This window comes from Actinoplanes sp. NPDC019969 (assembly GCF_055562375.1).
In genome coordinates this window covers 572,765-598,489 of record NZ_JBVHFK010000002.1, presented here as the reverse complement: position 1 = coordinate 598,489, position 25,725 = coordinate 572,765, and the positions used below count along the sequence as shown (strand labels likewise).

23 protein-coding genes and 2 riboswitches are annotated in these 25,725 nt (G+C 71.1%); of the genes, 17 read left to right on the top strand and 6 right to left on the bottom strand.

The features are described from left to right. Nucleotides 1-53 precede the first annotated feature (53 nt). From ACZ3II_RS09225 to thiC, 9 genes are all read left to right on the top strand, one after another. The gene (locus ACZ3II_RS09225; RefSeq protein ID WP_465517102.1) at nt 54-668 is read left to right on the top strand and encodes a class I SAM-dependent methyltransferase; all 615 of its coding nucleotides are present in this window, start codon (nt 54-56) and stop codon (nt 666-668) included. Between the two features lie 31 nt (nt 669-699). Beyond that, nucleotides 700-2,346, top strand: a complete 1,647-nt coding sequence (locus ACZ3II_RS09220; protein WP_465517101.1) for an ABC-F family ATP-binding cassette domain-containing protein — start codon at nt 700-702, stop codon at nt 2,344-2,346. Between the two features lie 33 nt (nt 2,347-2,379). Further along, nucleotides 2,380-2,490, top strand: a riboswitch (TPP riboswitch). Continuing rightward, nucleotides 2,484-3,068 (top strand): thiamine phosphate synthase, encoded by a 585-nt coding sequence (locus tag ACZ3II_RS09215; RefSeq protein ID WP_465517100.1) that lies wholly within the window; start codon nt 2,484-2,486, stop codon nt 3,066-3,068. It overlaps the preceding riboswitch by 7 nt. After that, nucleotides 3,065-4,078, top strand: coding sequence for a glycine oxidase ThiO (thiO, locus tag ACZ3II_RS09210; protein WP_465517099.1), 1,014 nt, complete (start codon nt 3,065-3,067; stop codon nt 4,076-4,078). The genes ACZ3II_RS09215 and thiO overlap by 4 nt, the downstream gene beginning before the upstream one ends. Next, complete coding sequence (gene thiS / locus ACZ3II_RS09205; protein ID WP_465517098.1) at nt 4,075-4,275, top strand: sulfur carrier protein ThiS; 201 nt, start codon at nt 4,075-4,077, stop codon at nt 4,273-4,275. Before thiO ends, thiS begins: the two co-directional genes overlap by 4 nt. 2 nt (nt 4,276-4,277) lie before the next feature. Then, nucleotides 4,278-5,033: a thiazole synthase gene (locus ACZ3II_RS09200; protein ID WP_465517097.1), complete on the top strand. Its 756-nt coding sequence runs from the start codon at nt 4,278-4,280 to the stop codon at nt 5,031-5,033. Further along, nucleotides 5,027-5,656: a thiamine phosphate synthase gene (locus tag ACZ3II_RS09195; RefSeq protein WP_465517096.1), complete on the top strand. Its 630-nt coding sequence runs from the start codon at nt 5,027-5,029 to the stop codon at nt 5,654-5,656. The genes ACZ3II_RS09200 and ACZ3II_RS09195 overlap by 7 nt, the downstream gene beginning before the upstream one ends. Beyond that, the gene (gene thiD / locus ACZ3II_RS09190; RefSeq protein ID WP_465517095.1) at nt 5,653-6,420 is read left to right on the top strand and encodes a bifunctional hydroxymethylpyrimidine kinase/phosphomethylpyrimidine kinase; all 768 of its coding nucleotides are present in this window, start codon (nt 5,653-5,655) and stop codon (nt 6,418-6,420) included. The genes ACZ3II_RS09195 and thiD overlap by 4 nt, the downstream gene beginning before the upstream one ends. A gap of 72 nt (nt 6,421-6,492) precedes the next feature. Further along, entirely contained in the window at nt 6,493-8,022 is a 1,530-nt protein-coding gene (gene thiC / locus ACZ3II_RS09185; RefSeq protein ID WP_465517094.1) for a phosphomethylpyrimidine synthase ThiC, read from the top strand. A 15-nt stretch (nt 8,023-8,037) separates the two neighbouring features. Here thiC and ACZ3II_RS09180 read toward each other — a convergent pair whose 3' ends face one another. The 4 genes from ACZ3II_RS09180 to ACZ3II_RS09165 all read right to left on the bottom strand — a co-directional run bounded on the left by ACZ3II_RS09180 (nt 8,038) and on the right by ACZ3II_RS09165 (nt 13,867). Further along, complete coding sequence (locus ACZ3II_RS09180; RefSeq protein WP_465517093.1) at nt 8,038-10,488, bottom strand: DUF5305 family protein; 2,451 nt, start codon at nt 10,486-10,488, stop codon at nt 8,038-8,040. Nucleotides 10,489-10,597: 109 nt separating this feature from the next. Further along, entirely contained in the window at nt 10,598-11,050 is a 453-nt protein-coding gene (locus tag ACZ3II_RS09175; protein WP_465517092.1) for a hypothetical protein, read from the bottom strand. Between the two features lie 17 nt (nt 11,051-11,067). Continuing rightward, nucleotides 11,068-11,142, bottom strand: a riboswitch (cyclic di-GMP riboswitch). A gap of 363 nt (nt 11,143-11,505) precedes the next feature. After that, entirely contained in the window at nt 11,506-11,925 is a 420-nt protein-coding gene (locus tag ACZ3II_RS09170; RefSeq protein ID WP_465517091.1) for a ribonuclease domain-containing protein, read from the bottom strand. 148 nt (nt 11,926-12,073) lie between these two features. Beyond that, nucleotides 12,074-13,867, bottom strand: a complete 1,794-nt coding sequence (locus ACZ3II_RS09165; protein ID WP_465517090.1) for a hypothetical protein — start codon at nt 13,865-13,867, stop codon at nt 12,074-12,076. 563 nt (nt 13,868-14,430) lie between these two features. On the opposite strand from ACZ3II_RS09165, the gene ACZ3II_RS09160 reads away from it, so the two are divergent. Genes ACZ3II_RS09160 through ACZ3II_RS09145 form a run of 4 tightly spaced genes read left to right on the top strand, consistent with a single transcriptional unit; the run spans nt 14,431 to nt 18,619 of the window. Further along, a complete protein-coding gene (locus ACZ3II_RS09160) occupies nt 14,431-17,220 on the top strand; it encodes a sensor histidine kinase (protein WP_465517089.1) in 2,790 nt (929 codons plus the stop codon). Beyond that, nucleotides 17,217-17,624 (top strand): roadblock/LC7 domain-containing protein, encoded by a 408-nt coding sequence (locus tag ACZ3II_RS09155; RefSeq protein WP_063958855.1) that lies wholly within the window; start codon nt 17,217-17,219, stop codon nt 17,622-17,624. Before ACZ3II_RS09160 ends, ACZ3II_RS09155 begins: the two co-directional genes overlap by 4 nt. Nucleotides 17,625-17,664: 40 nt before the next feature. Next, entirely contained in the window at nt 17,665-18,027 is a 363-nt protein-coding gene (locus ACZ3II_RS09150; RefSeq protein WP_465517088.1) for a DUF742 domain-containing protein, read from the top strand. Continuing rightward, nucleotides 18,008-18,619, top strand: a complete 612-nt coding sequence (locus tag ACZ3II_RS09145) for a GTP-binding protein (RefSeq protein ID WP_465517087.1) — start codon at nt 18,008-18,010, stop codon at nt 18,617-18,619. The genes ACZ3II_RS09150 and ACZ3II_RS09145 overlap by 20 nt, the downstream gene beginning before the upstream one ends. On the opposite strand, the gene ACZ3II_RS09140 is transcribed toward ACZ3II_RS09145, so the two are convergent. Continuing rightward, nucleotides 18,616-19,761: a uroporphyrinogen-III synthase gene (locus tag ACZ3II_RS09140; protein WP_465517086.1), complete on the bottom strand. Its 1,146-nt coding sequence runs from the start codon at nt 19,759-19,761 to the stop codon at nt 18,616-18,618. The genes ACZ3II_RS09145 and ACZ3II_RS09140 overlap by 4 nt on opposite strands. Before the next feature lie 651 nt (nt 19,762-20,412). On the opposite strand from ACZ3II_RS09140, the gene rplM reads away from it, so the two are divergent. From rplM to glmM, 3 genes are all read left to right on the top strand, one after another. Continuing rightward, complete coding sequence (gene rplM / locus ACZ3II_RS09135) at nt 20,413-20,856, top strand: 50S ribosomal protein L13 (protein ID WP_014440773.1); 444 nt, start codon at nt 20,413-20,415, stop codon at nt 20,854-20,856. Between the two features lie 17 nt (nt 20,857-20,873). Continuing rightward, nucleotides 20,874-21,389 carry a 30S ribosomal protein S9 gene (rpsI, locus tag ACZ3II_RS09130; protein WP_465517085.1) on the top strand — a complete coding sequence of 172 codons (516 nt, stop codon included), beginning with the start codon at nt 20,874-20,876 and terminating at the stop codon, nt 21,387-21,389. 169 nt (nt 21,390-21,558) lie between these two features. Beyond that, the gene (glmM, locus tag ACZ3II_RS09125; protein WP_465517084.1) at nt 21,559-22,911 is read left to right on the top strand and encodes a phosphoglucosamine mutase; all 1,353 of its coding nucleotides are present in this window, start codon (nt 21,559-21,561) and stop codon (nt 22,909-22,911) included. A gap of 46 nt (nt 22,912-22,957) precedes the next feature. Here glmM and ACZ3II_RS09120 read toward each other — a convergent pair whose 3' ends face one another. Further along, nucleotides 22,958-23,590 (bottom strand): MmpS family transport accessory protein, encoded by a 633-nt coding sequence (locus tag ACZ3II_RS09120; protein WP_465517083.1) that lies wholly within the window; start codon nt 23,588-23,590, stop codon nt 22,958-22,960. A 239-nt stretch (nt 23,591-23,829) separates the two neighbouring features. Here ACZ3II_RS09120 and glmS point away from each other — a divergent pair, with 239 nt between their 5' ends. Continuing rightward, complete coding sequence (glmS, locus tag ACZ3II_RS09115) at nt 23,830-25,713, top strand: glutamine--fructose-6-phosphate transaminase (isomerizing) (protein WP_465517082.1); 1,884 nt, start codon at nt 23,830-23,832, stop codon at nt 25,711-25,713. The last annotated feature ends 12 nt before the right edge of the window (nt 25,714-25,725 follow it).

Sequence of the window (25,725 nt, the reverse complement as noted above, 5' to 3'; positions counted from 1 at the left end):
CGCGTAGCGAGGCCGACGTTCACACGCTATCGGGGGGCGTGCAGACTTGGCCGGTGAGCGCCGACCACTACTTCACCGCAGAGCCCGACGCGCCGTTCCGCAAGGGCGAGATCGAGTTCACCGTCGCCGGGCGCGACTACCGGCTGGCCGTCGCCTCCGGGGTGTTCTCGGCCGGCCGGCTGGACCCGGGCACCGCCGTGCTGCTGCGCAAGGCCGGGCTGCCGGACGCGGCCACCGAGGGCACGCTGCTGGACATCGGCTGCGGGTACGGCCCGATCGCCTGCGTGCTGGCCAGCGAGGCGCCGCAGACGACGGTCTACGCGATCGACGTCAACTCCCGCGCCCGGGAACTGGCTGCGGAGAACGCCGAGAAGCTCGCCCTGGCCGGCCGGCTGCTGGTGAAGGCGCCCGACGAGGTGCCGGACGGGATCGTCTTCGACCAGATCTGGAGCAACCCGCCCACCCACATCGGCAAGGCCGGGCTGCACGCCCTGCTGGAGCGCTGGCTGCCCCGGCTCGCCCCGGGCGGCACCGCCTGGCTGGTGATCAACCGGCACCTGGGCGGTGACTCGCTGCACGCCTGGCTCGTCGCCGGTGGCTGGACGGTCGAGCGGGTGGCCAGCCAGAAGGGCTTCCGGGTGCTGCGGGTCACGGCGAAACTCGGCTGACTGAGCCCGGCTTTACCGGGAGGATGCCCGCATGGGTTATGTGGACGTCGCCGGCGCCGGATTCGTGCTCCCGGACGGTCGGGAGCTGTTCAGCGACGTGTCGTTCCGGGTCGGTGAGGGCGCGAAGGTGGCACTCGTCGGGCCCAACGGGGCCGGCAAGACCACGCTGATGAAGATGGTGGCGGGCGACATCCCCACCCAGAGCGGCACCATCGCGAAGTCCGGCGGGCTCGGGGTGATGCGGCAGTTCATCGGCATGATCGGCGACGACCGTACCCTCGAAGATCTTGCTTTGTCGCTGGTCACGCCCGTGTTGGGCGCGGCGGGTGAGCGGTTGCGCAAGGCCGTCGCCGCCCTGGACGAGACCGAGAAGAGCCAGATCGCGTACGCCAACGCGCTCACCCACTGGGGCGAGGTCGGCGGGTACGACGCCGAGGTGCTCTTCGACACCGTGACCGTCTCGATCCTGGGCCGGCCCTGGGAGGAGGCTCGATCGCGGATCGTGCGCACGCTGTCCGGCGGCGAGCAGAAACGGTTCGCGCTCGACCTGCTGCTGCGCGGCTCCGACGAGGTGCTGCTGCTCGACGAGCCGGACAACTTCCTCGACGTGCCCGCCAAACGCTGGCTGGAACAGCGGCTGCGCGAGTCGAACAAGTCGGTGCTCTACGTCTCGCACGACCGGGAGCTGCTGGCCGAGACCGCCGACCGGGTGGTCGCGGTGGAGGGTGGCGGCGCCTGGACCCATCCGGGTGGGTTCGCCTCCTGGCACGAGGCCCGCTCCAACCGGCACGAGCGGATGGAGGAGAACCGCCGCCGCTGGGACGAGGAGCACGAGAAACTCAAGGAACTCGTCTTCACGCTGAAGAACAAGGCCGCCTTCAACGACGGCCTGGCCTCGCGGTACCAGGCCGCGCAGACCCGGCTCCGCAAGTTCGAGGAGGCCGGCCCGCCGCCGCTGCCGCCGAAGGACCAGGCGGTCCGGATGAACCTGCGCGGCGGCCGCACCGGCAAGCGCGCGGTCATCTGCGAGGGCCTCGAGCTGGAGAACCTGACGTTCCCGTTCGACCTGGAGATCTGGTACGGGGACCGGGTCGCCGTGCTGGGCGCCAACGGCACCGGCAAGTCGCACTTCCTGCGCCTGCTCGCGGCCGGCGGCAGCGACCCCGACCTGGAGCACAAACCGGTCGACGGCGCGCCGCTCGCGCACGTGGCGCACGAGGGCAAGGCGCGGCTCGGCGCGCGGGTCCGGCCCGGTCACTTCTCGCAGACCCACGACCGCCCCGAGCTGCTGGAGAAGACTCTCGTCGAGATCCTCTGGCGCGGTGACGACCACCGGTCCGGAATGGACCGGGCGGGGGCGATGAAGGCCCTCAACCGGTACGAATTGGCGGCGCAGGGCGACCAGCGGTTCGGCACCCTCTCCGGTGGACAGCAGGCCCGTTTCCTGGTGCTGCTGCTGGAGTTGTCCGGTGCGACCGTTCTGCTGCTCGACGAGCCGACGGACAACCTGGACCTGGCATCCGCGGAAGCGCTGGAAGAGGGCCTGAAGGCGTTCGACGGCACGGTGATCGCTGTCACCCACGACCGCTGGTTCACCAGGTCCTTCGATCGGTTCGTGCTGTTCAGGGGCGACGGCGACGTGGTCGAGGTTCCGGAGCCGGTCTGGGACGTGCGCTAGTTTTCTCTTAACGGACCGGTTATGGTCCGGTTACCACAACCCCACGGGAGTCCGGGCATCGGGCTGAGAGGGGGGCTGACGCCGCCCCCGACCGTCGAACCTGATCCGGGTAATGCCGGCGCAGGGAGGACTGCACCATGGTTATCCCCTTTCCCCGTATCCATGTCATAACCGACGACATCGACGTCGTCCGCGGTGTTGCCGGGCTCGATGACGTGGCAGTGCAGATCAGGGTCAAGACCTCTGCGGCGTACGCCTACGCGCTCGCCGTCGAAGCGGTCGCCCTCTGCCGCCCCGCTGGAACGATGGTCCTGGTCAACGACCGGGCCGGGGTCGCGCTCGCGGCCGGCGCCGACGGCGTGCACGTCGGCGCCGACGATCTGCCGGTCGAGGCGGCCCGCCGGGTCCTCGGTCCGGCCGCCGTGGTCGGGGCCACCTGCCGTACCCCCGAGGCCGCCCGCGCCGCCGTCGCCGACGGCGCCACCTACCTCGGTGTCGGGCCGGCCTTCCCGACGTCCACGAAGGACGGCCTGCCACCACCGCTCGGACCGGACGCGATCGCTGCCGTCGCCGGTGCGGTGCCGGGCACGCCGGTCCTGGCGATCGGCGGCATCACCGCCGGACGGGTGCCGCTGCTCGCGGTGCACGGGGTCGCCGCGGTCGCCGCCTTCACGGCGGACCCCAAGGGGGCTGTCGCCGCTTTCCGGGCGGCCCTCCGATGACCCGCGTCGCTGTTGTCGGTGGCGGGATCATCGGGCTCGCGATCGGCGCGGAGCTGCTGGATCGTGGCGCGGACGTGACCGTCTACGATCCCGCGCCGGGCGGCTTCGACGGCGCCTGGCACGTCGCGGCCGGGATGCTCGCGCCCGGTGGCGAGTCGGCCTACGAATACCCGCACCTGACCCGTCTTCTCGAAGCGGGACATGCGCTGTGGCCGTCGTTCGCGGCCGGCCTCGGCGATGTCGGTCTCGACGACACCGGCACCCTCTCCGTCGCGCTGACCGCCGACGACGTCGCCGATCTCCGCCGCGAGTGGAAACACCAGAAGCTCACCCCGCTGACCGGGTCCCAGCTGCGCGAACGCGAACCGGCACTGTCGCCGCGGGTTCGGGCCGGGGCGTTCGCGGCCACCGAGCATCAGGTCGACCCGCGCAAAGTGGTCACGGCGCTGCGCGGCCTTCTCGCCGATCATCTGGTGTCACGCCGCATAACCGACTTGTCCGAACCGGCCGCCGACGTGGTCGTGGTCGCGGCGGGATGCGGCACCGCCGCCCTCACCGGACTGCCGATCCGTCCCGTCAAAGGCCAGGTGCTCCGCCTGCGCGGCGAACCCGGCCTGCTCACGCACGTGATCGACGGCGCGGCCGACGGCCGGCACGTCTACCTGGTCCCGCGCGCCGACGGCGAGATCGTCGTCGGCGCCACCCAGGAGGAACGCGCCGACGGCACCGCCACCGCCGGGGGCGTGCACGACCTGCTCCGGGCCGCGCTCGACCTGGTCCCCGGCCTGGCCGAGCACGAACTCACCGAGGTCACCGTGGGACACCGGCCCGGCACCCCGGACAACGGGCCGCTGCTCGGGTTCCTGGACGAGCGCACCGTGGTCGCCGCCGGCCACTTCCGCAACGGGATCCTGCTCGCCCCGATCACCGCACGACTCATCGCCGACCTGGTGCTCACCGGTTCGGCCGACCCGCTGCTGGAAGCGTTCGCGCCCGGGAGGTTCGGATGAAGCTGACGATCAACGGCCAGGCCCAGGACCGGGCCGCCACCTGCTCGGTCGCGACCCTGGTCGCCGAGATCATCGCCGCCCAGCGCGGGGTGGCGGTCGCGGTCAACGGGACGGTCGTGCCCCGTTCCGCGTGGGCATCGGTCGATCTGGCCGACGGCGACCGGATCGAAGTTCTCACCGCGGCGCAGGGAGGCTGAGGATGTTCCCGCCATCGTTTCTCCCGGAGAACGGGCTGATCCTCGGCACGGGCGGGGCGAACAGTCTCGCCGCCCTGGAGGAGGCCATCGCCGCGTCCGAGACGACGCTGGTCACCGTGGCGCTGCGCCGGGTCGACGCGGCCGGGCCCGGGCTGCTGCCGATGCTGGACCGGCTCGGCGTGCGGGTGCTGCCGAACACGGCGGGCTGCTACACCGCCGGGGACGCGGTCAAGACGGCGCAGATGGCCCGGGAAGCGTTCGAGACCGATCTGATCAAGCTCGAGGTGATCGGTGACGAGCGGACCCTGATGCCCGACGGGATCGAACTGCTGCGCGCGGCGGAGACGCTGGTCGCGGACGGGTTCACGGTCCTGCCGTACACCTCCGACGATCCGATCCTGGCCCGCCGCCTCGCCGACGCCGGCTGTGCCGCGGTGATGCCGGCCGGCTCGCCGATCGGCTCCGGCCTGGGCATCTCCAACCCGCACCACATCGAGCTGATCGTGCGGAGCGTCGACGTGCCGGTGGTGCTCGACGCCGGGATCGGCACCGCCTCCGACGCGGCCCGCGCCATGGAACTGGGGTGCGACGCGGTCCTCGTCGCCAGCGCCATCACCCGCGCCGACGATCCGGCGGCGATGGCGGCGGCGATGCGGCACGCGGTCACGGCCGGGCGGCTGGCCCGGCAGGCGGGCCGGATCCCGCGGCGGTTCCACGCGGTCGCGTCCACAGCGGACGACGGCATCGCCGAATGGTGACCCCGGGCGGGCTCGTCGTGCTCACCGATCGGCGGTCGGCCTCCGGCCCGCTGGTGGAGGTGGTGCGGCAGGCGGTCCGTGGCGGCGCTGCCTGGGTCGTGCTGCGGGAAAAGGACTTGGGGTACGGGGAACGCGCGGCCCTTGCCGCTTCGCTGCGTTCGGTCGTACCGCCGGGTCGGTTGATCGTCGCGGGTCCGGATCCGCTCGGCGGGGAGGCCGTCCATCTGGCCGGGAATGATCCCCTGCCGGTGGGTGTGCCGCTCGTCGGCCGGTCGTGGCACGGCGCCGAGAGCCTGTCCGGTGTGGACTATGTGACGGTGTCGCCGGTCTATCCGACGTCGTCGAAGCCGGGGTACGGGCCGGCGCTCGGGGTCACGGGGGCCGCCGAGATGCACGCGCCCGTGCCCTGGCTGGCGCTCGGGGGTGTGGACACGCCGGAGCGGGCCGCGGAATGCGCGGCTGCCGGGGCGGCCGGCATCGCGGTGATGGGGGCGGTCATGCGCTCGGCCGATCCGGAGTGGACGGCGCGCGAGCTGGCATCGGGGTTCTCTTCGGCTGGCTCTCATGGCTGTCTCAGCGGCGCTGGGACAGCCACCACGACCAGCCGAGGGGGTTTGCTGTGACGCCGCCGGTAGTGCTCACGATCGCGGGTTCGGACTCCGGCGGTGGCGCCGGCATCCAGGCCGACCTGAAGACGTTCGCCGCCCTCGGTGCGTTCGGGACCTCGGTGATCACGGCGCTCACCGCGCAGAACACGCTCGGCGTGACCGACATCCACCCGGTTCCGGTGGAGCACGTCGCGGCGCAACTGGACGCGGTGCTGTCGGACTTCCGGGTGGCGGCGGTCAAGGTCGGCATGATCTCCGACGCGGCGGTGGCGAAGCTGATCGCCGAACGGTTCGCCGGCCTGCCGAACCTGGTCGTCGACCCGGTGCTGGTCGCGACCGCGGGAAGCCGGCTCGGGGAGGCCGCGGTCGTCGGGGTGCTCACGGCGTACCCCTGTGTCCTCACCCCGAATCGGCACGAAGCCGGCGCCCTCCTGGGACGGCGTGTGGAGACCACCGAGGAGATGGTCTCGGCGGCAGCCGATCTCGCCGCGCTGGGCGCGCGTGCCGTCGTGGTGACCGGCAGCGAGCTGGCCGTCGACGTGCTGCATCACGACGGGGAGACGACGCTGCTGCGCGGGGAGCCGGTGGCGACGGCCAACAACCACGGGTCGGGGTGCACGTTCTCGTCGGCGATCGCGGTGCGCCTGGCCTCCGGCGACTCGGTGCCGGATGCCGTCGCGGCGGCGAAGTCCTATGTGAACCGGGGTCTGCGCGGTGGTAGCGCCTGGCGTCTCGGTGCGGGTCCGGGCCCGCTGGACCACTTCGGCTGGTCCGTCTAGATCTCCCGGCGGCTTGCTCTCGATGGCTTCGTGCTGCCATCTGCCGCCGGTTTTGTACAACTTTGGGGAGGTATGGTCATGCGTCGCAAGGTCTATGTAGAGGGTTCCCGCCCCGACATCCAGGTGCCGTTCAGCGAGGTCGTGCTGACCGGCGACAACCCGCCGGTCCGGCTCTACGACACGTCCGGTCCGGGCAGCGAACCCACCGTCGGTCTGCCGGAGATGCGGAAACCGTGGCGAACCGGGCAGACCCAGCTCGCCGCCGCGCGGGCCGGGATCATCACACCGGAGATGGAGTACGCGGCGATCCGCGAAGGCGTCTCTCCGGAGGTCGTCCGCGACGAGATCGCCGCCGGCCGGGCAGTGCTGCCGGTCAACGTCAACCACCCGGAGTCCGAGCCGATGGTGATCGGTTCCAGGTTCCTGGTGAAGGTCAACGCCAACATCGGCACCTCGGCCGTCACCTCGTCGGTCGCCGAGGAGGTCGAGAAGCTCACCTGGGCCACCCGCTGGGGCGCCGACACCGTGATGGACCTGTCCACCGGGCCGCGGATCCACGAGACCCGGGAGGCGATCGTACGGAACTCGCCCGTCCCGATCGGCACCGTCCCGATCTACCAGGCCCTGGAGAAGGTCAAGGGCGACCCGCTGCAGCTGACCTGGGAACTGTTCCGGGAGACCGTCATCGAGCAGGCGGAGCAGGGCGTCGACTACATGACGATCCACGCCGGGGTGCTGCTCGAATACGTGCCGCTCGCCGCCGAACGCGTCACCGGCATCGTCTCCCGCGGCGGCTCGATCATGGCCGCCTGGTGTCTCGCCGAGCACCGGCAGAACTTCCTCTACACCCACTTCCGGGAACTGTGCGAGATCTTCCGGGAGTACGACATCACGTTCTCCCTCGGCGACGGCCTCCGCCCCGGATCGATCGCCGACGCCAACGACGAGGCCCAGTTCGCGGAGCTGCGTACCCTCGGCGAACTCACCCACATCGCCTGGGAGTACGACGTCCAGGTCATGGTTGAGGGCCCCGGCCACGTACCCATGCACAAGATCAAGGAAAACGTGGACCTGCAGCAGGAGATCTGCGGCGGCGCCCCGTTCTACACGCTCGGGCCGCTGGCCACCGACATCGCGCCCGCCTACGACCACATCACGTCCGCGATCGGCGCCGCGATGATCGGCTGGTTCGGTACGGCGATGCTCTGCTACGTCACCCCCAAGGAACACCTGGGCCTGCCCAACAAGGAGGACGTGAAGGCGGGCATGATCGCGTACAAGATCGCGGCGCACGCGGCCGACCTCGCCAAGGGCCACCCGGGCGCGCAGGAGTGGGACGACGCGCTGTCCCGGGCCCGGTTCGACTTCCGGTGGGAGGACCAGTTCGAGCTGTCGCTGGACCCGGAGACCGCCCGGTCGTACCACGACGAGACCCTGCCGGCGGCCCCCGCGAAGACCGCGCACTTCTGCTCCATGTGCGGCCCGAAGTTCTGCTCCATGCGAATCAGCCACGAGATCCGCGAAGCCGGCATGAAAGCGAAGTCCGCCGAGTTCGTCGACGCGGGCGGCCGGGTCTATCTCCCGGTCACACCGACCGCCTGATTTCGTTCCGTACGGTCACAGCTCGTCGGCGTCGCCGTCGGCGAGCTGGTTGGCCGGTCGCTTCGCCGCGGGCAGGAAGTCGTAGATGGGTTCCGGGCCGGCGATCGGCCGGTTCCGTTCGGCCAGGTCGGCGATCTCGGCCCGGGCGGCGTCGGCGTCCGGCTTGCGGTCCGCTTCGCCTGCGGTCTCCACCCCCGCGGTGGTACGGGTGTCGCGCTCGGTCTCCTCGACCCGGCCCTCCCGCGCGGCCGGATCGGGCTTCCGGGATCGGGGTGTGCGGCGGCCGGTCCGCTTCCTGGCCGGTCGTTGCGGTTTCCCGCTCGGCTGCGCCGTCACCTCCGCCAGTTCGGCGAGTTCCTTCTTGAGATCCTCGATCGACTCCGGCGCGCTGTGATCCGCCGGGCCCTCAGCGGCGCCACCACCGGTATCCGTACCGGTCCCGGTCTCGGCTGCGTCGGTCTTCCGGTGCTTGCCGCCCGCCGCATCGAGCGGCTCGTCCGTTGGATCGGCGGGGCTGTCGGCCGTATCGCTCGGTGCGGCAGTGGACAGTTTCGGAGCAGGGCTCACGAGGACTTCCAGGGGAGCTGCGATCCTGGGCCCGAACGGCGGAAGGTCCGCGACAGTGGTCACCGGCTGATCAGAACCGGCATCCGGCGCAACCGCTGTCGCCTTCGCGCGGGCCCGCTTCGCCACCGCTTTGGCGGGCGCCTTCGCCGGTGTCGCCGAGCCGGCGGCCCTGGTCGTCCGTTTCCGTGCGGGAGCCTTCTTCGCCGTGGCCCCGGTCGTCGCCGGTTCCCCGGGCCCCGCACTGACCTCGATCTCAGGCGCGGCGGGTTGCGCGGGCTCGTCGGCCTTCTCCTCGGTGACATGGACCGGGTCCGGAGACCCGTCACCGGCGGGCCCCGTACGGGTAGCCGAGGCCGTGCCCTCCGGCGTCGACTTCACCGGCCGCCTGGCTTTGGGGGTCGCCGGAGTGACCGCAGAGGCCGGTTCGATCCGATACCGGTAGAGGATGCCCTCGTCCCGAACCACGAAGTCGTCAGCCCCATCCGGCCGAGTCCAGGTGAGGATCATCTGCCCGTACTTCTCAGCCAACTTCACCAACGCCGGAAACGAGTCCACGACGACGACTGGCTTCCCCGGCGGACTGGCCATCGGCTCCACCGGAACGATCAGATGCGGATACCGCCGCTGAATCTGCACCCGCGTCCGCAACGGCACATGCCGAACAGCCATGGTGGCTACGGTCACCGTACCGATCAACCCGATGAGCAGTAGGTACACGGCGTACAGCCGGGCCTGTGGAGCGGTCAGAAGGTGGTACCCGGATATGCCGATCTGCCGGATCTGAACCGTGCTGCCGGTGCTGGACTGGTCGACAACCAGAGCGTCCGGGCCTCCCACGAGGGTGAGCACGAGCGGGGCGAGATTCAACGAGATCTTCGGCGCGAAGACCGTGCCGTCACCGTGCTGGATCTCTGCAGTGATCGCGGCGGTGATCGGACCCATGTCGGTGCCGATCGCGGTCCCGGCCGCGGTTGTGCGCTCCGACCACCCGGTCAGATCGAGCTGAACCGAGTCGCTGTACATCTGGCTGGTGAAACGCTTGCGCTGCATCAGTTGCAGCGTCTTGTGCCATCCGTTCTCCGCGGACAGCCGCGCATTGACCGCGATGTGCCCGGGCTCGCCTCGATACTGCATGTGCAGGTCGACGAGGGTGGCCAGCTTTCGGAAGATCGGATCGGGAGAGTGGACCGTCGTGCCGTCGTATGCCGCGGACGGTTCGACCTCCGCCGAGTAGGAGAAGACCATCGACTCGCCAGGGCGCCCGGTACCCGCGACCGTCTCGGTGACCGGCTTCATCCAGCCGAGAACACCCAGCAGCAGGCCGGCCACCGCCGACACCGCGGTTATCGCAGCGAGCACACGAACAGCGGGATGCAGGCGGCGGATCGTCTTGATAACGACCGCCGCAGTCGCCCACGACCCGCCTCCGCCAGACATGCCCTTCGCTCTCTTCTTCCGGCGACCGCGCGCGATCATGCGGCGCGTCTTCGCTGCGCCCGCGCCGCCGCTGACGAACAAAAAGCTGATCATGCCCAGGCCGGTCGGGCTCAGCAGTGGCCGCAGCCAGCCACCCCCGCCGGGGACGTGCAGTACCGCGCGTCCGATCATCTGCTCGGCGGTGGGCTTGTCGGCGTCTATCGACTGGTTGTTGTCTCCCTTGAGGACATATCCCGTGTGGGCGTCGCCGCCGATGATGCGATGCAGTACCTCGATCTGGCCGTTGGCACCATGGTAAGCAGCGATCTGCCCTGTTTGGTACGTATCGAATTTGATGACGAATACCAGGTCGCCCTGGTGATACACCGGTTGCATGCTGATGCCGTGAGTGACGACATATGAAATGCGATCCGTGGTGACCGCCCAAGCGCCAATGGCCGCCATCACGAGGATGGCGGCCATTGTCAGACGTCGAACCTTGGAAACGATGGTGAACTCCCAGGCGGGCGAATCGCGCCCGCAGCGAGTAACTGACCCTGGCTTCGCCTACGGTTCGAGCATCTCAGGTGCTTTATGCGACCGTGGGCACAACGGCGACGTCGAGCGTCGTCACACCGGTGTAGTTACCGGTCGGGTCAAGGCAGGTCCAGGCGGTGCCGCCGGCGCTCGAGCATGCGTAGAAGAGGCTGTTCTTGTTCGTCGAAGTGCCGCCACCCGACGCGATCTTGACCTTCACCGAGGAGGTGACGGGCAGTGTGACACCGCTGCCACCGTCGATCTTGATGTTTACACCGGTGATCAGGTTGGGGTCGGTGGCGTCGTGGGTGAAGACCGCCTCGGTCAGGCGGGCGCCGACCACGGACTTCGGGGCGGCCAGCGCACCACCAGCGATGATGTTGGTGCTGCCGTCGATGTTCCCGCCGACAAGTGCGGCGGTGACGCCGTTCGCGGTGAAGGCGGTCGAGCCGGCGGCGACAGCGCCTGCGACAGCGACGCCACCAACGAGCTGCATGATGTTACGCATTTATATGTTCTCCCCTGGTCGGTAGCCCAGCCGGCCTCGTGGGCCCTGTGGCTTTGCGTCCCCGGCTTGCGGCGGGTTTGCGTTTGTCGGCCCGAGCGAGTTGCTCGTTTTGGTTACGCCAGGTTGTTCGGTCGGGTAGGGGTGGGCCTAAGCGTCGAGCCCATGATTTTTCGCGGCGATGTCGAGGTTCTCGCACCTGAGACCGAACGAGGTGCTAGTCGGTTGCCGAACGGTTTCCGAGGCTGGTCGCGGCCCGGCGAAACGGGCCGGAACGGGTCGCGGCGACCGTCGAGAGGACGGTCGTCGCGCGTACCAGGAAAGCGGTCTTCCGGGCCGAAGTGTCCGCACCCCTCTCCGGCTCGCCTCCTCCCGGATCGCGTGAGCCGTCGCTGAGGCCGGTGGTGATGGGTGGGAGGCGAGGCTGGGATACGGCCGGCGGGTCCGCGGGGTCGGGGTCAGAGCTTGTAGAAGGTGACGTAGTGGTCGGGGGTGAAGTAGGCGACGCGGGTGCTGCGGTTGACGACGATGCGGTAGGCGTCGCGGGAGGCGCCGCGCGTGCGGGAGTAGACGTCGTACTCCGAGTAGGTCGCGGAAGGGAGCTGGCCCTCGCGGTTGTAGAAGGTGCCGCCGGTGTAGTTGTAGTTGCCGTAGGGCCACGCGTACCAGCCGGCGGAGGTCGGCCAGCCCAGGGACTTCCAGCCGGTGAAAGCCGTGCGGGCGGCGGAGCACCGGCTGATGGTGCAGCTGGAGTGGACGGCGGCCTGGGCGGCGTCGGTGGCGGCCGGCGCGACCACCGCGGGGGCGACGAGAGCGGTGCCGGAGAGGGCGAAGACCAGGGTCAAGCCGGAGAGGAACCGGCCGATGCGGGTGCTCATGATCGGGCTCCGATGCGTCGAGGCGGGGATGTGACCCGGACATCGATCATCGTTGTCGGTGCGTGCGGTCGGCGGTACCTCCCGAACCCATCATTCCATCGGTGTTCGCCGATGCTTGCGTGACGGAAACCGTGCCGCGAGGGGCCGGTCAGGCGCCGCCGAGGCCGTTGACCCAGTCGACGTAGTCCTCCTCGCGGGCGCCGTTCTTGCCGCGGCGCTGGTCCGGCTGAGGGGCGACGGGAGGCGGGGACACCGGCTGCGGATGCGGGAGGGGAGCGCTGACGGCGGTCGGCTCGGGGACGAGCGGGCCACGCGGGGTACGGGCGGCGACCCGCGGATGCTCGGCGGTGTCGATGCCGACGCGAGGACCGGGCTGGGTGGCGGCGAAACCGTTGAACGAGCCGGTGTCGCCGGTCAGGGCGGTGGACGGCGTGGCGGCCTGGGGTTCGGGAGCGGAGCGGCGCGTACGCCATCCGCGCCGCAAGCCGCCGCTCGCGCTCTTGGGGGCCGGCTGCTGTCCGGAGAAGCGGGCATCCGCGGACGAGGCCGACTGGTCGGCGAAGCCGGGCGCGCCCGCGGGAACCCGGTTGCCGGGGTCGGCGGGCTGAGCGGGGATGCCGGGAGCCGAGGGCCGGGCCGCGTCGCCGGAGCCGTTGACCTGGGCGGAGGCCTTCCGGGCGACCGGCGCGGGGATGCCGGGAACGGAAGCCGAGGCAGGGATGCCGGGGGCAGGCGTTCCGGGAACAACGGCTGAGGCCGAGGCAGAGTATCCGGAGGGGGCGCCCGGGGTGGGGGAGCCGAAGGGGGTGCCGCTGCCCGAGGTGAAGGGTGAGGAGGCGGCGGAAGGCCCGGACGGTGTGGCGGTCAGGTCCTGAAGCGGATGCGGCCGGTCGGCGACGGAGAAGACGCCGGTGTCGGACGGGCGTAGCTGGTCCTCGGGGCGCTGGGCGGCGGCGGCCGCCGCCGCGGCGATGGCGGACTCGGTCGGCACATCGCGGCGGGGAAGGCCGGTGGTGGGCTCCGCCTTGGCGTCCGAAGAAAGGCCGTCGGCAGAGGAGGCGGCAGCAGCGGGGGAGGAGCTGGTGGCGTGGTCCTCGGGCGCGCCGCGCAGGATGGCGGCCAGGACCGAACCGAGGACGCCGGCGCCGCTGGCGGTCATGGCGGCCCAGTACGGGTGGAGGCCCAGCCCGGAAGCCGAGCCCGGCCCGGCGATCAGGTAGGCCAGGGTCAGCAGCGCCGGGCCGGCCAGGCCGCTGAGCGCCACGGCCGGAGTGGAGAACTGCCGGCCGCGGGCGGTCCAGCCGATGATCAGGCCGGTGATCAGGGCGAGCGCCGGCATCGTCGCGAAGGCGATGTAGTCGGCGGCGGAGGCCGGGACGAAACCGCCCTCCAGCACGCCGAGGCGGACCGTGGCGGGGGTCTTGCCGGGCGTCAGGGACGGCGCGACAGAGATCAGCGCCACAGCCCAGACGGCCAGGCTCACCGCGGTCAGGCTCCAGCGGGCCACCGCCTTGGCGGCCGCGGCGTACCCGGCGAAGATGCCGATCGCCGCGCCGAGGGCGGCGCAGATGCCGATGACGAGGACCGGCTGGACGCCGGTGACCTGGGCGGATCGGGCCGGCTGCATGGTCAGCGGCAGGACGGCGAGGGCGCCGGCTCCGGCGGCCAGGCCCATCGCGAGCGCGCCGCCGCCGCCGACCGGGCGGGGGGACCAGCGGGGGCGCAGGCCGGTGGCGACCACGGCGCCGATCGCCGCGGCGGTCATGGTGATCCACGCTACCCAGGCGAGTTGCGCTGTCCATTGGTCACGCTGGGTGATTTCCAGGGTCTGGTCGAGCCGCACCATGCCGAGCCCGTAGGCGATGCCGAGTTGGCCGGCTCCGACGACCGCGGCGGCCGTGAGGGTAGCGGCCAGCAGCTTCACCCAGCTCCGAAATGCCATGCCGCGCACGTTACGGAATGTTCCGTGTGGTGCGCCAGTCCGGGGTCCGCTTCTTAAGGCACCCTAAAGTCGAGATCATCTATGATAGAGAACCGTCAATGGAAATCCGTCACCTACGGTGATCTGTGGGCGACGTAGGGGCCACTTGCCAGATCGTAGGTCCGAAGTGGACACTGTCGCGCACGGACACCGAGTCCGTCACGTCGCGCCGATTCTTGCCACCGTGTTCATCGAGGTCGGGGAGGCGAACTCCCACATAGTGGTTGGAATCGCGATGCTGTCCGGTGACCGTGACCTCACGGATGGTGGCGTGTGAGGTATTCGTGCACGTCAACCTCGCCGAGGGTGGATGCGCGACAGTCTCGCGCGCGGTTATCACCCGGACAGGTGAGCCTTTTGCGGGAGCTTCCAGACTTCCCAAAGGGTCGGCGTTCTGGTGAAATCGCCGCCGTGCCGGAAACGGCGCGGGTCTTGCTGCGGGCGCCGGACGGGGCCGGACCGCGGCCTTCCATGGGCCGGCTCCTGCCGTGGTACGGAGCGTGGACGACCGCGAAGGAGAAGTCGTGAGCACCCAGGCTGCGCGGCCGACGTCGGGTGGCGGCCTCCGCGGGCTGCGGAACGCACGCTTGCGCGTCAAGATCGCCGGCCTGCTCCTCGTGCCGTTGACCGCGGTGGCCGGCATGGCGTTGATGCGGTCGCTGGAGATCCGGGAGCAGTCCGAGGACGCCACCCGGGTGGCCCGGCTCACCGCACTCGGCGCCGAGCTCTCCGGCCTGGGCCGGCTCGTGCACGACGAGCGGATGGCCGCCCTGGAGTACCTCGCCGACCAGAACGCGCCGGAGACGGCGTACCGGGAGACGAGCAAGGCGGTGGACGCCCGGGTGCGGGACTTCCGCGCCGAACGCGCCGAGATCACCGATACGCCGGCCCGCGTCCGGGACCGGCTCGACCTCATCGACAAGCAGCTCACCGGCCTGGCCCAGACGCGCGCCGAGGTCAGCCGCCGGGCCGGGGCCGGGCTCGCGACCACCTCGCAGAAGTACGGCGACATCCTCGACGGCATCACCGGGTACGAGTCGCTGCTGACCCTGGAGTCCGGCCGTGGCCCGCTCGCCGACGGCCTCCGCGCGCTCGCCGGGTTCTCCCGGGTCGAGTCGGCGGTCGCCGATCAGGCCGCGGTGGCGTACGTGACCCGCGCCACCAGCGACCGTGGCCCTGACCGGCAGCGGCAGCTGATCGCCGCGCAGGAGGCCCGCGCCGGCGCGTTCGCCGAGTTCCGGGCCATCGCCGGCGCCGACCAGGTGGCGTCCGCCGACGCGGTGCTCGCCGACGAGGCGGTGGCCCGCGCCGACCGGTTGTCCGCCGGGCTGACCGGCGCCCAGCCGGCCGGTCTGGCCGAGCTGTCCGACGCGTTCGGCGACGTGCTGGTGCTGGTCCGCGGCGCCGAACTGGAGCTGGAGAAACAGGTCGGCGCGCTCGCCGAGGACGGCCGTTCGGAGACCGACCGGCTGGCCGCCGTCGAGTTCATCGGCGTGCTGCTGATCGTGTTCGCGGCGGTGGCGATCGGCGTGCTGCTGGGCCGGGCGCTGCTGCTCGCGGTGCGCCGCCTGCGCGACGGCGCCCTCGCCGTCGCCAACCGGGACCTTCCGGCCGCGGTGGACCTGCTGCACGACGTCGGGAACCTGGACGAGGGCGGCGTGGACCGGATCGTCGCGCAGACCCGCGACCCGATCCCGGTCACCGACCGGGACGAGTTCGGCCAGGTCGCCGAGGCGTTCAACATGGTCCACCGGGAGGCCGTCCGGATGGCGGCCGAGCAGGCGGCCCTGCGGACCAGCCTCTCCACCATGTTCCTCAGCCTGGCCCGGCGCAGTCAGTCGCTGGTCGACCGGATGATCGGCGAGCTGGACCAGATCGAGCGCGTCGAGGAGGACCCGAAGCGGCTGGCCCGCCTCTTCGAGCTGGACCACCTCGCCACCCGGATGCGCCGCAACGACGAGAACCTGCTGGTCCTGGCCGGCGCCGAGGTCGGCACCCCACGCCGTGAGGACGCCCTGCTGGTCGACGCGCTGCGTGCCGCCCAGTCCGAGGTGGAGCTGTACCACCGGATCGAGTTCGGCACGGTCGACACCGACGTGCTGATCGGCTCGGCGGCGGTCAACGACGTGGTCCGGCTGATCGCCGAGCTGCTCGACAACGCCACCCGGTTCTCCCCGCCGGACACCGTGGTGGTGGCGCACGGCAGCGTCGCCGGCGACCTCGCCGTCGTCCGGATCGAGGACCGTGGCCTGGGCATCTCCGCCGAGCAGATGGAGATGCTGAACAAGCGGCTGGCGGCGCCGGCCGAAGTGGACGCGGGCACGTTCCGGCTGATGGGCTTCGCGGTGATCGGGCGGCTGGCGGCCCGGCACGGCATCCGGGTCGAGCTGCGATCTGCGCCCGAGGGCGGCACCGTCGTCGAGGTGACGCTGCCGGCCGGGATCGTGGTGCTGCCCGGCCGGGTCACCGCCCCGCCGTCCCGGGCGGCCAGCTGGACCCGTCCCGGCCCGCCGCCGGCGGGAACGCCGCGCAACCCCGACGTGCGGCCACCGGTACGGGTCGCGCCGCAACCCGCTCCGCCGCCGATCCGGCCGTTGCAGCCGGTCGGACCACTGTCCGATCTGGATCTGGCACCGACTCCGGACCGGCCGCCGCTGCCGGCCCGCGTGCCGCGCACCCCGGAGGCACCGACCCCCGACCGGCCGCCGCTGCCGACCCGGATCCCCGGTACAGCGGACGCCTTCGCCGTGGATTCCGCGCCGCTGCTGTCACCCGTACCCCCAGCAGTGGAAAGGCCGCCGGCCCCGACGCCGGCGCAAGCCGCGGCAGCCCCCGTGGCCCCGGAGACGGCCGCGGAGAAGATCCGCTGGGAGATGCAGCACAGTTGGTTCGAGGGTGAGGCGGAGGCCGATCCGAGGACCGGCATGCCGACCGCCGGGTACGCGCCACCGCCGACCCCGGTGACCGTTTCGGCGCAGCCCGCCCCGGAGCCGCCCCGTCCCGTCCCGGCGCCCCGGCCGTCCGGCGACGACCGCTGGCGCACGTCGGCCGACGAGGGCTGGCAGCGCGCGATGGCGGCGGCCGACCCGAGGGACGCCGGCCAGACGAACTCCGGGCTCCCGAAGCGGATCCCGCAGGCCCAACTCGTCCCCGGCGGGGTGCAGACGACGCCGCGGGCACAACAACGTCGTACTCCGGATGAGGTTCGCGGGCTGCTTTCCGCGTACCACAGAGGAGTGCAACGGGGGCGGACGGACGGCGTTGCCGAGACCGCCGCCCCGGCAGGACAGGCTCCGAAGGAGAAGGATCAGTGACCAGGCCCCCCACCATGCAGGACATGGGCTGGCTGCTCAGCAACTTCGCGGACAGCGTCGCCGGTATCGCGCACGTGGTCGCGGTCTCCGCGGACGGGCTGCTGCTGGCGTCGTCCCGCGATCTGCCGCCGGATCGTGCCGACCAGCTCGCCGCGATCACCTGCGGCGTGGTCAGTCTCACCGAAGGCGCGTCCCGGATGTTCAACGCCGGTGTCGTGCAGCAGACCATCATCGAAATGGACAGCGGTTATCTTTTCCTGATGTCCATCAGCGACGGTTCGTCGATGGCGGTCCTGGCGGCGCGCAGTTGCGACGTCGGCCAGGTCGGCTACGAGATGGCCCTGCTGGTGGAACGCGTCGGCGCGGCACTGTCGCCGGCGCCACGCGAGGCCGTCAGCCACTAGTCGCCGGGGTTCGCCCCGGCGGAGACGAGGTGACCGCGACATGACACAGCCGCACGATCCCCGGGGCAACCTGGTGCGGCCGTACGCGGTCACCCGCGGCCGGACCGAACCGATCCGGGAGATCCCGATCGAGGCGGTCCTGCTCGCCAGCCCGGCGGCCGTGCAGGAAGCGCGTTTCGCCGGGCACGACAAGTACCGCATCGCCGCGCTGTGCGAGCCGAAGGCAGTCTCGCTCGCCGAGATCGCGGCGTTGTCCCGGCTGCCCCTCGGGGTGGCCCGGGTGCTCGTCGCCGACATGGTGGCCGACGGGTTGCTTCAGCTGCACAGTGCCGCTCCCCGGACCGGGTTCACGGAGCGGATGGACCTGCTGGGAAGGGTGTTGGGTGGACTTCGCAACCTCTGAGCGGACGCGGGCGCACCCCGCTGAGATCACCTCCGCGAAGATCGTCGTCGCGGGTGGTTTCGGCGTGGGCAAGACGACCCTCGTCGGTGCGGTCTCCGAGATCGAGCCGCTCACCACCGAGGCGGTGATGACCGTGGCGGGGGCCGGCATCGACGACGCCTCGAAGGTGCCGGGCAAGGAGAGCACCACCGTCGCGATGGACTTCGGCCGGATCACGATGGCCGAGGATCTGATCCTCTACCTGTTCGGGACGCCGGGGCAGACCCGGTTCTGGTTCATGTGGGACGAGCTGATCCGGGGCGCGGTCGGCGCGGCGGTGCTGGTCGACACCCGGCGGCTCAGTGACGCGTTCGCGCCGCTGGACTACTTCGAGAACCGGCACCTGCCGTACCTGGTCGCGGTCAACTGCTTCGACAGCGCGCCACGGTACGAGCCGGAGGAGGTCCGGGAGGCGCTCGCCATCCCGGCCCGGGTGCCGCTGCTGATGTGCGACGCCCGCCACCGCGACTCGGTGAAGGCCGTGCTGATCGGGGTGGTCGAGCACGCGATGGCGACCCTGGTGGCCGAGCACGAGCAGGCCGCGCCGGTCTAGACCGGAATGCGGTAACCCCGCTTCACCACGGTCTGAACGATGTTGGGGATGGCCAGGCCCGCCCGCAGGCGGGCCACCGCCATCTCCACCGCGTGCTCGTCGGCGCCGCGGGGCAGCGCCTGCAGCAGGGCGGCGCGGGACAGGACCCGGCCCGGAGCGTTCGCCAGGGCCCGCAGCACCGCCATCGGGGCGGGCGCCAGCGGGCGCAGCACCCCGTCCACCTCCGCGGCGTGACCGCGGAGGGTCAGCGCATGCCCGGAGACCTTGAGGGTCACGGCCCGCTTCGGGAGTTCTTCCACGATGGTACGGACCAGCGCGCTCAACCGGGCCCGTCCCGGCGTCACCACCGGCACCCCGTGCCGGCGCAGCGGAGCCGAGGTGACCGGCCCCACGCAGGCGGCCATGACGTCCTCGCGGAGCGCGTCCAGCAGCGCGTCGGCGCCGGTGCCGGCGGCCCGGATCAGCGCCTGGACGGCGGCGGCCGAGGTGAACGTGACGGTGTCGACCAGCCGGGCGATGACCAGGTCGACCAGCCGGTGCAGCGGCGCCGGGTCGGTGGGCGGCGCCCAGCGGTAGACCGGCAGCTCGATGACCCGGGCGCCGGCCGACTCCAGCACCTCGGTGTACTCCGGCTGGCTCTCCCCGTGCAACTGCATCGCGACGGTCCGGCCGGCCAGGCCGCGGGCGGTGAGGTGCTCGATCACCTCGTCGAAGCCCTCACCGTCGGGTGACCACTGGGCGGACAGGCCGGCGGCGTGGACGGCGGCGCGCGCCTTCGGGCCGCGGGCCACCAGATGGCTGCGGGACAGGACCGCGCGCAGCGGCTCGGCCAGACCCCAGCCCTCCGCCGCCTCCAGCCAGCCGCGCATGCCGATGCCGGTGTTGACCAGCACGATGTCGGGGGGAGTGTCGAGGCAGGCCCGGGTCGCGGCACGCAACTCGGCGTCGTCGGAGATCGGGACGATGCGCAGGGCGGGGGCCAGCACCACCCGGGCGCCGCGCGCTTCCAGCAGGGTGGCCAGCTCGTCGTTGCGGCGGTCGGCGGTCACGCCGACGGTGTAACCGGAGAGCGCGGCGGCCGGCTCCGCGAGGGCAGCCGGGGTCAGCAGCGCCCGGCGGGCGCCCGTGGGCCGCTCCGTCATCCGAGGCCCGGGCCGGGGAACGGCCCTGGGACGAGAAGTCGCGGCGTGGCCGAACGGTCCACCGAAGGGCACGCTCGAAGCCCGCCGTCCTCAGCGTCGACCCGCTCCCATGTCACGCCTGCGTTCTTCGCCGTGCCTCCGTCCGGGGCACGCCGCGACTCCTCCTCGCCGGGCCGGGAACCCCGGCCGGCGAACATCGTCAGGTCCGTCCTCAACCCTGACGATGGTCTCTCCATGGTGCGCCCGCCGAGACGGCGTCGGCCGATGCCGGGCCGCTTCGTCAGGGGAACCGCACCGTTGGCCATGGATCGAAGCCTGCCGTGGGGTAATTTCGGTGAAGCGTCCCGTTTGTTTCAAGCCTGCTAAGCCGCGCTAGGGTGGGTGGCGGCACCCGCTTCGGGCATGTCCCGGGCCGGGGGTATGCTTGCCGTGCAAGGGGTTCCATCAGGGCTGAGTGTCTGCAACCAGGATGCTCGCCGGTTCGCTGGTGCCCTGAACGATGCTCCTGTTTTGACCACGCGCCGCGCATCCGGGTATTGTTGCCTGCTGTTGTGCGACTGTTGCGAGTGGTCCCTGTGCGGGGTCGCTTGACGCATCTTCTTCGATGCACACACGCGCGCCCCCAGACCGACGACGAGACAAGGTAATTCTGTGCGTACGTACAGCCCGAAGCCGGGTGAGATCGAGCGTCAGTGGCACATTATCGACGCTTCTGACGTCGTTCTGGGCCGCCTGGCCACTCACACCGCGAACCTCCTGCGTGGCAAGCACAAGCCCACGTTCGCCCCGCACGTCGACACCGGCGACTTCGTGGTGATCATCAACGCCGGCAAGGTCGCCCTGACCGGCAACAAGCGGCAGACCAAGGTCGCCTACCGGCACTCGGGTTACCCGGGTGGTCTGAAGCAGGTCGGCTACGAGGAGCTGCTCACCAAGCGCCCCGAGAAGGCGATCGAGCTGGCCGTCAAGGGCATGCTCCCGCACAACAAGCTCGCGCGGCAGATCATCAAGAAGCTGAAGGTCTACCCGGGCGCTGAGCACCCGCACGCCGCTCAGCAGCCCCAGCCGTTCGAAATCAAGCAGATCGCGCAGTGAGCGCGGGAGAAGGCAGCATGTCCGACATTACCGAGCCCGAGGTCGTCGAGACCGTCGAGTCCGTCGAGACCGTCGAAGAGCCTGCTGAGACGGTCGTCGTCGTCGAGGCGACCGCCCCGGCCCCGACCCGCGTTCTGCGCCCCGGCGACCGCCCGGTCCAGACCGTCGGCCGCCGCAAGGAGGCCATCGTCCGGGTGCGTCTCGTGCCCGGCAACGGCAAGATCACCTGCAACGGCCGTGACCTGGAGAACTACTTCCCCAGCAAGGTCAACCAGCAGCTCATCCGCGAGCCGCTGGTGACCGCCGAGCGGGCCGAGCAGTTCGACGTCATCGCGAACCTGCGTGGCGGCGGCATCACCGGCCAGGCCGGTGCGCTCCGTCTCGCCATCGCGCGTGCGCTCATCGCCGTCGAGCCCGACGACCGTCCGGCGCTGAAGAAGGCCGGCTTCCTGACCCGTGACGCCCGCGTCAAGGAGAGCAAGAAGTACGGTCTCAAGAAGGCCCGCAAGGCGCCGCAGTACTCGAAGCGCTGATTCTGCGCGTCGTCTGAATCGACGGCCGAGCACATCCCTCCGCTGGGGATCTGCTCGGCCGTCGATGTTTCACCCCCGCACCATCCCCAACTAGCCGTTCCGGTACTCCTGGACCAGCCGATCGCTGAGGCAGGCTGGAGACCACGTTTACCGGCGAAAGGAAGCCGCCATGGGGCGACTCTTCGGCACGGACGGCGTTCGCGGCCTCGCGAACGGCGATCTGCTCACCCCTGAACTGGCCCTCTCGGTCGCAGTCGCGGCCGCGCGGGTGCTCGTCGAGACCGACAGCAGCCACCAGCCGCTCGCGATCGTGGGGCGTGACCCGCGGGCCAGCGGCGAGATGCTGGAAGCAGCGGTCGTCGCGGGCCTCACCAGTGCCGGGGCCAACGTGGTCCGCGTCGGTGTGCTCCCCACGCCGGCGGTCGCGTACCTCGTCGGGCAGACCCGTGCCGACCTGGGTGTGATGCTGTCGGCGTCGCACAACCCCATGCCCGACAACGGCATCAAGCTGTTCGCGGCCGGCGGCACGAAACTCCCCGACGAGCTCGAGGAGGCCATCGAGAAGGCGATCGAGGACGGGCACGGGCTGATCGGCCGGCCCACCGGCGCCGGGATCGGCCGGGTCAACGACCTGCTCGACGGCGCGGAGTACTACATCCGGCACCTGGTCGAGTCGATCCCGCACCGCCTCGACGGCATCAAGGTCGTGGTGGACTGCGCGAACGGCGCGGCCAGCGAGGTCGGCCCGGTGGCGTACAAGGAGGCCGGCGCCGAGGTCATCGCCATCCACGCCGACCCGGACGGCCTCAACATCAACGAGGAGTGCGGCTCCACGCACCTCGACAAGGTCATCGAGGCCGTGCTGCGCGAGGGCGCCGACCTGGGCCTGGCCCACGACGGCGACGCCGACCGCTGCCTGGCCGTCACCGCCTCCGGCGAGGTCGTCGACGGTGACCAGATCATGGCCATCCTGGCGCTGGCCATGCGCGACAACGGCACCCTCACCGACGACACCCTGGTCGCCACCGTGATGAGCAACCTGGGCCTGCGGATCGCGATGAAGCAGTCCGGCATCAAGCTGCTGGAGACCAAGGTCGGCGACCGGTACGTGCTGGAGGAGCTGTCCAGCGGCGGCCTCGCCCTCGGTGGCGAGCAGAGCGGCCACATCGTGATGCCGGCCTTCGCCACCACCGGCGACGGCGTGCTGACCGGCCTGCACCTGATGGCGCAGATCGCGGCGAGCGGCAAGTCGCTCGCCGACCTCGCCGCGGTCGTGCACAAGCTGCCGCAGGTGCTGATCAACGTGAAGGTGGGCGACCGGGACGCCGGCGCCGCCGCGCCGACCGTGCAGGCCGCCGTCGCGCTGGCGGAGAACGAGCTCGGCGAGACCGGCCGGGTGCTGCTGCGCCCCTCCGGCACCGAGCCGCTGGTCCGGGTGATGGTCGAGGCCGCCACCGAGGAGCAGGCGCGCGAGGTCGCCGAGCGGATCGCCGACGAGGTCCGGTCGGCCAGCCCGGCCTGATGAGTTCCTGACGTGTGGGCCGGTCCGCCACGGAGCGGCCCACACGTCATTGGATGAAGACGTTGTAGCAGTTGGCGGTGGCGATCTCGCCCTCGGCGGTCTGCTCGGCGACCTCCTTGCCGTTGACCAGGGCGCGGCAGGTGACGGAGCCGGACGTGAAACCGGTGCGCAGCGCGACCACCGAGACCAGGGTGGGGCTCTTCATCTTCGTGGTGACCTTCCACGGCAGATCCGCGCCGCCGACCCGCTTCGGGGTGCCGTTGAGCTTGTCCAGGTAGAGGATCTCGACGCGGCCGTCGCCGGTCACCTCGTAGGTCACGGTGACCTCCGGTCCCTCGCCCAGGCCCGGGATGTTCGTCGGCAGGCCGGTGGGCAGGCCGGGCAGGTCCGGCCAGTCCGGGACGGCGTCGGTGGGCACGGCCGGCACGGTCGGGTTGAGCAGTGGCTCGGTGAACTCCTGCGCGGCCTCGGTGGTGCGGTCCACCAGGATCTTCCCGACCACCACCACGCCGCCGCAGAGCAGCAGCGAGATGGCGAGCACCAGGGCGACCAGGGGCATGGCGCTCTTGCGCGGCACACGCGGCGGCGGGGGATATCCCGGCGGCCCCGGCTGCGGATGCCCCGGCGGGCCGCTCACCGGTGGGAACTCCGAGGTCGGTGGGTATCCCGGATCGTTCATCTCTTTCCTCCCGATGGGATCCCCGTCAGGGCTCCCCGACCGACGGTACGCCCGCGTCGCACCCCCGGATCACTCACCCGTACGGATGACCACCGCTGGGCGGAGTGTTCATGGACCGCTGGATATTACGAGCGTGTGCCCTGCCGGGGCGGTTGGAGTAGCGTTCCAATCACTTTGAATGCTCATAAGGCCGCTTCTCGCGCATGACGTGTGAGCGAAAGTCGGTTAGGCTGCCCCGCATGTGTGGGATCGTGGGTTATGTAGGAAACCGCCCGGCGCTGAGCATCGTCATCGACGGGCTCCGCCGCCTCGAGTACCGCGGATACGACTCCGCGGGCGTCGCCATCATCGACAACGCGCTCGTCCAGACCGAGAAGAAGGCGGGCAAGCTCGCCAACCTGGAGAAGGCGCTCGCCGAGCGGACCGGCGACGGCATCGAGACCGGCACCACCGGCATCGGGCACACCCGCTGGGCCACCCACGGCGGGCCGACCGACCGCAACGCCCACCCGCACCTGTCGGCCGACGGCCGGGTCGCCGTCATCCACAACGGCATCATCGAGAACTTCGCCAAGCTGCGCGCCGAGATCGAGGCGACCGGCGTCGAGTTCCGCAGCGACACCGACACCGAATGCGCGGCCCACCTGCTCGCCGCCGAGATGCGCGCGCTGCGCGACGCCGGCGCCGTATCCGGCCCGGCCCTGCTGGCCGAGGCCATGCGCCGGGTGGCGAACCGTCTGGAGGGCGCGTTCACCCTGCTCGCCGTCGACGTGGACGTGCCGGACGCGGTCGCCGCCGCCCGCCGCAACTCGCCGCTCGTGGTCGGCCGCGGCAACGGGGAGAACTTCCTCGCCAGCGACGTCTCCGCGTTCATCGAGCACACCCGCGAGGCGATCGAGCTCGGCCAGGATCAGATCGTGCTGATCACTCCGGACGCCATCGAGATCACCGGGTTCGACGGCACGCCCGCGACCGGCAACGAGTACCACGTCGACTGGGACCTGTCCGCCGCCGAGAAGGGCGGCTACGAGTACTTCATGCTCAAGGAGATCGCCGAGCAGCCGCAGGCCATCGCGGACACCCTGCTCGGCCGGCTCAGCGAGCGCGGCGAGATCATCCTGGACGAGGTCCGGCTCACCGACCAGGACCTGCGCGACGTGGACAAGGTGTTCATCGTGGCCTGCGGCACGTCGTACCACGCCGGCATGGTCGCCAAGTACGCCATCGAGCACTGGGTCCGGATCCCCTGCGAGGTCGAGCTGGCCAGCGAGTTCCGGTACCGCGACCCGATCCTGGACCGCTCCACGCTGGTGATCGTGATCAGCCAGTCCGGCGAGACCATGGACACCCTGATGGCGCTGCGGCACGCCAAGGAGCAGAAGGCCCGGGTGCTCGCCATCTGCAACTCCAACGGCTCCACCATCCCGCGCGAGTCCGACGCCGTCCTCTACACCCACGGCGGTCCCGAGATCGCCGTCGCCTCCACCAAGGCGTTCCTGACCCAGCTGGTCGCCTGCTACCTGATCGGCCTGCACCTGGCCCAGATCCGCGGCGTGATGTACGCCGACGAGGTCGCCGCCGTGGTCGAGAAGCTCCGCGCCACCCCCGACAGCCTGCGCACCCTGCTGGGCCGGATGGAGGAGGTCCGGGCCCTGGGCCGCGACCTGAAGACCGCCTCGACCGTGCTGTTCATCGGGCGGCACGTCGGTTTCCCGGTGGCCCTGGAGGGCGCGCTCAAGCTCAAGGAGCTCGCCTACATGCACGCCGAGGGCTTCGCCGCCGGCGAGCTCAAGCACGGCCCGATCTCGCTGATCGAGGACGGCACCGCGGTGGTCTGCATCGTCCCGTCGCCGGCCGGGCGCGGCGTCATGCGCGACAAGGTCGTCTCCAACATCCAGGAGGTACGGGCCCGCGGCGCCCGCACCATCGTGATCGCCGAAGAGGGCGACGAGGACGTCCGGCAGTTCGCCGACCACCTGATCCCGGTGCCGCACACCCCCACGCTGCTCGCCCCGCTGATGACCACGGTCCCGCTGCAGATCCTCGCCTGCGAGATCGCCGCGGCCCGCGGGTACGACGTGGACCAGCCCCGCAACCTGGCCAAGTCGGTCACCGTCGAATGATCACGCCGTGAG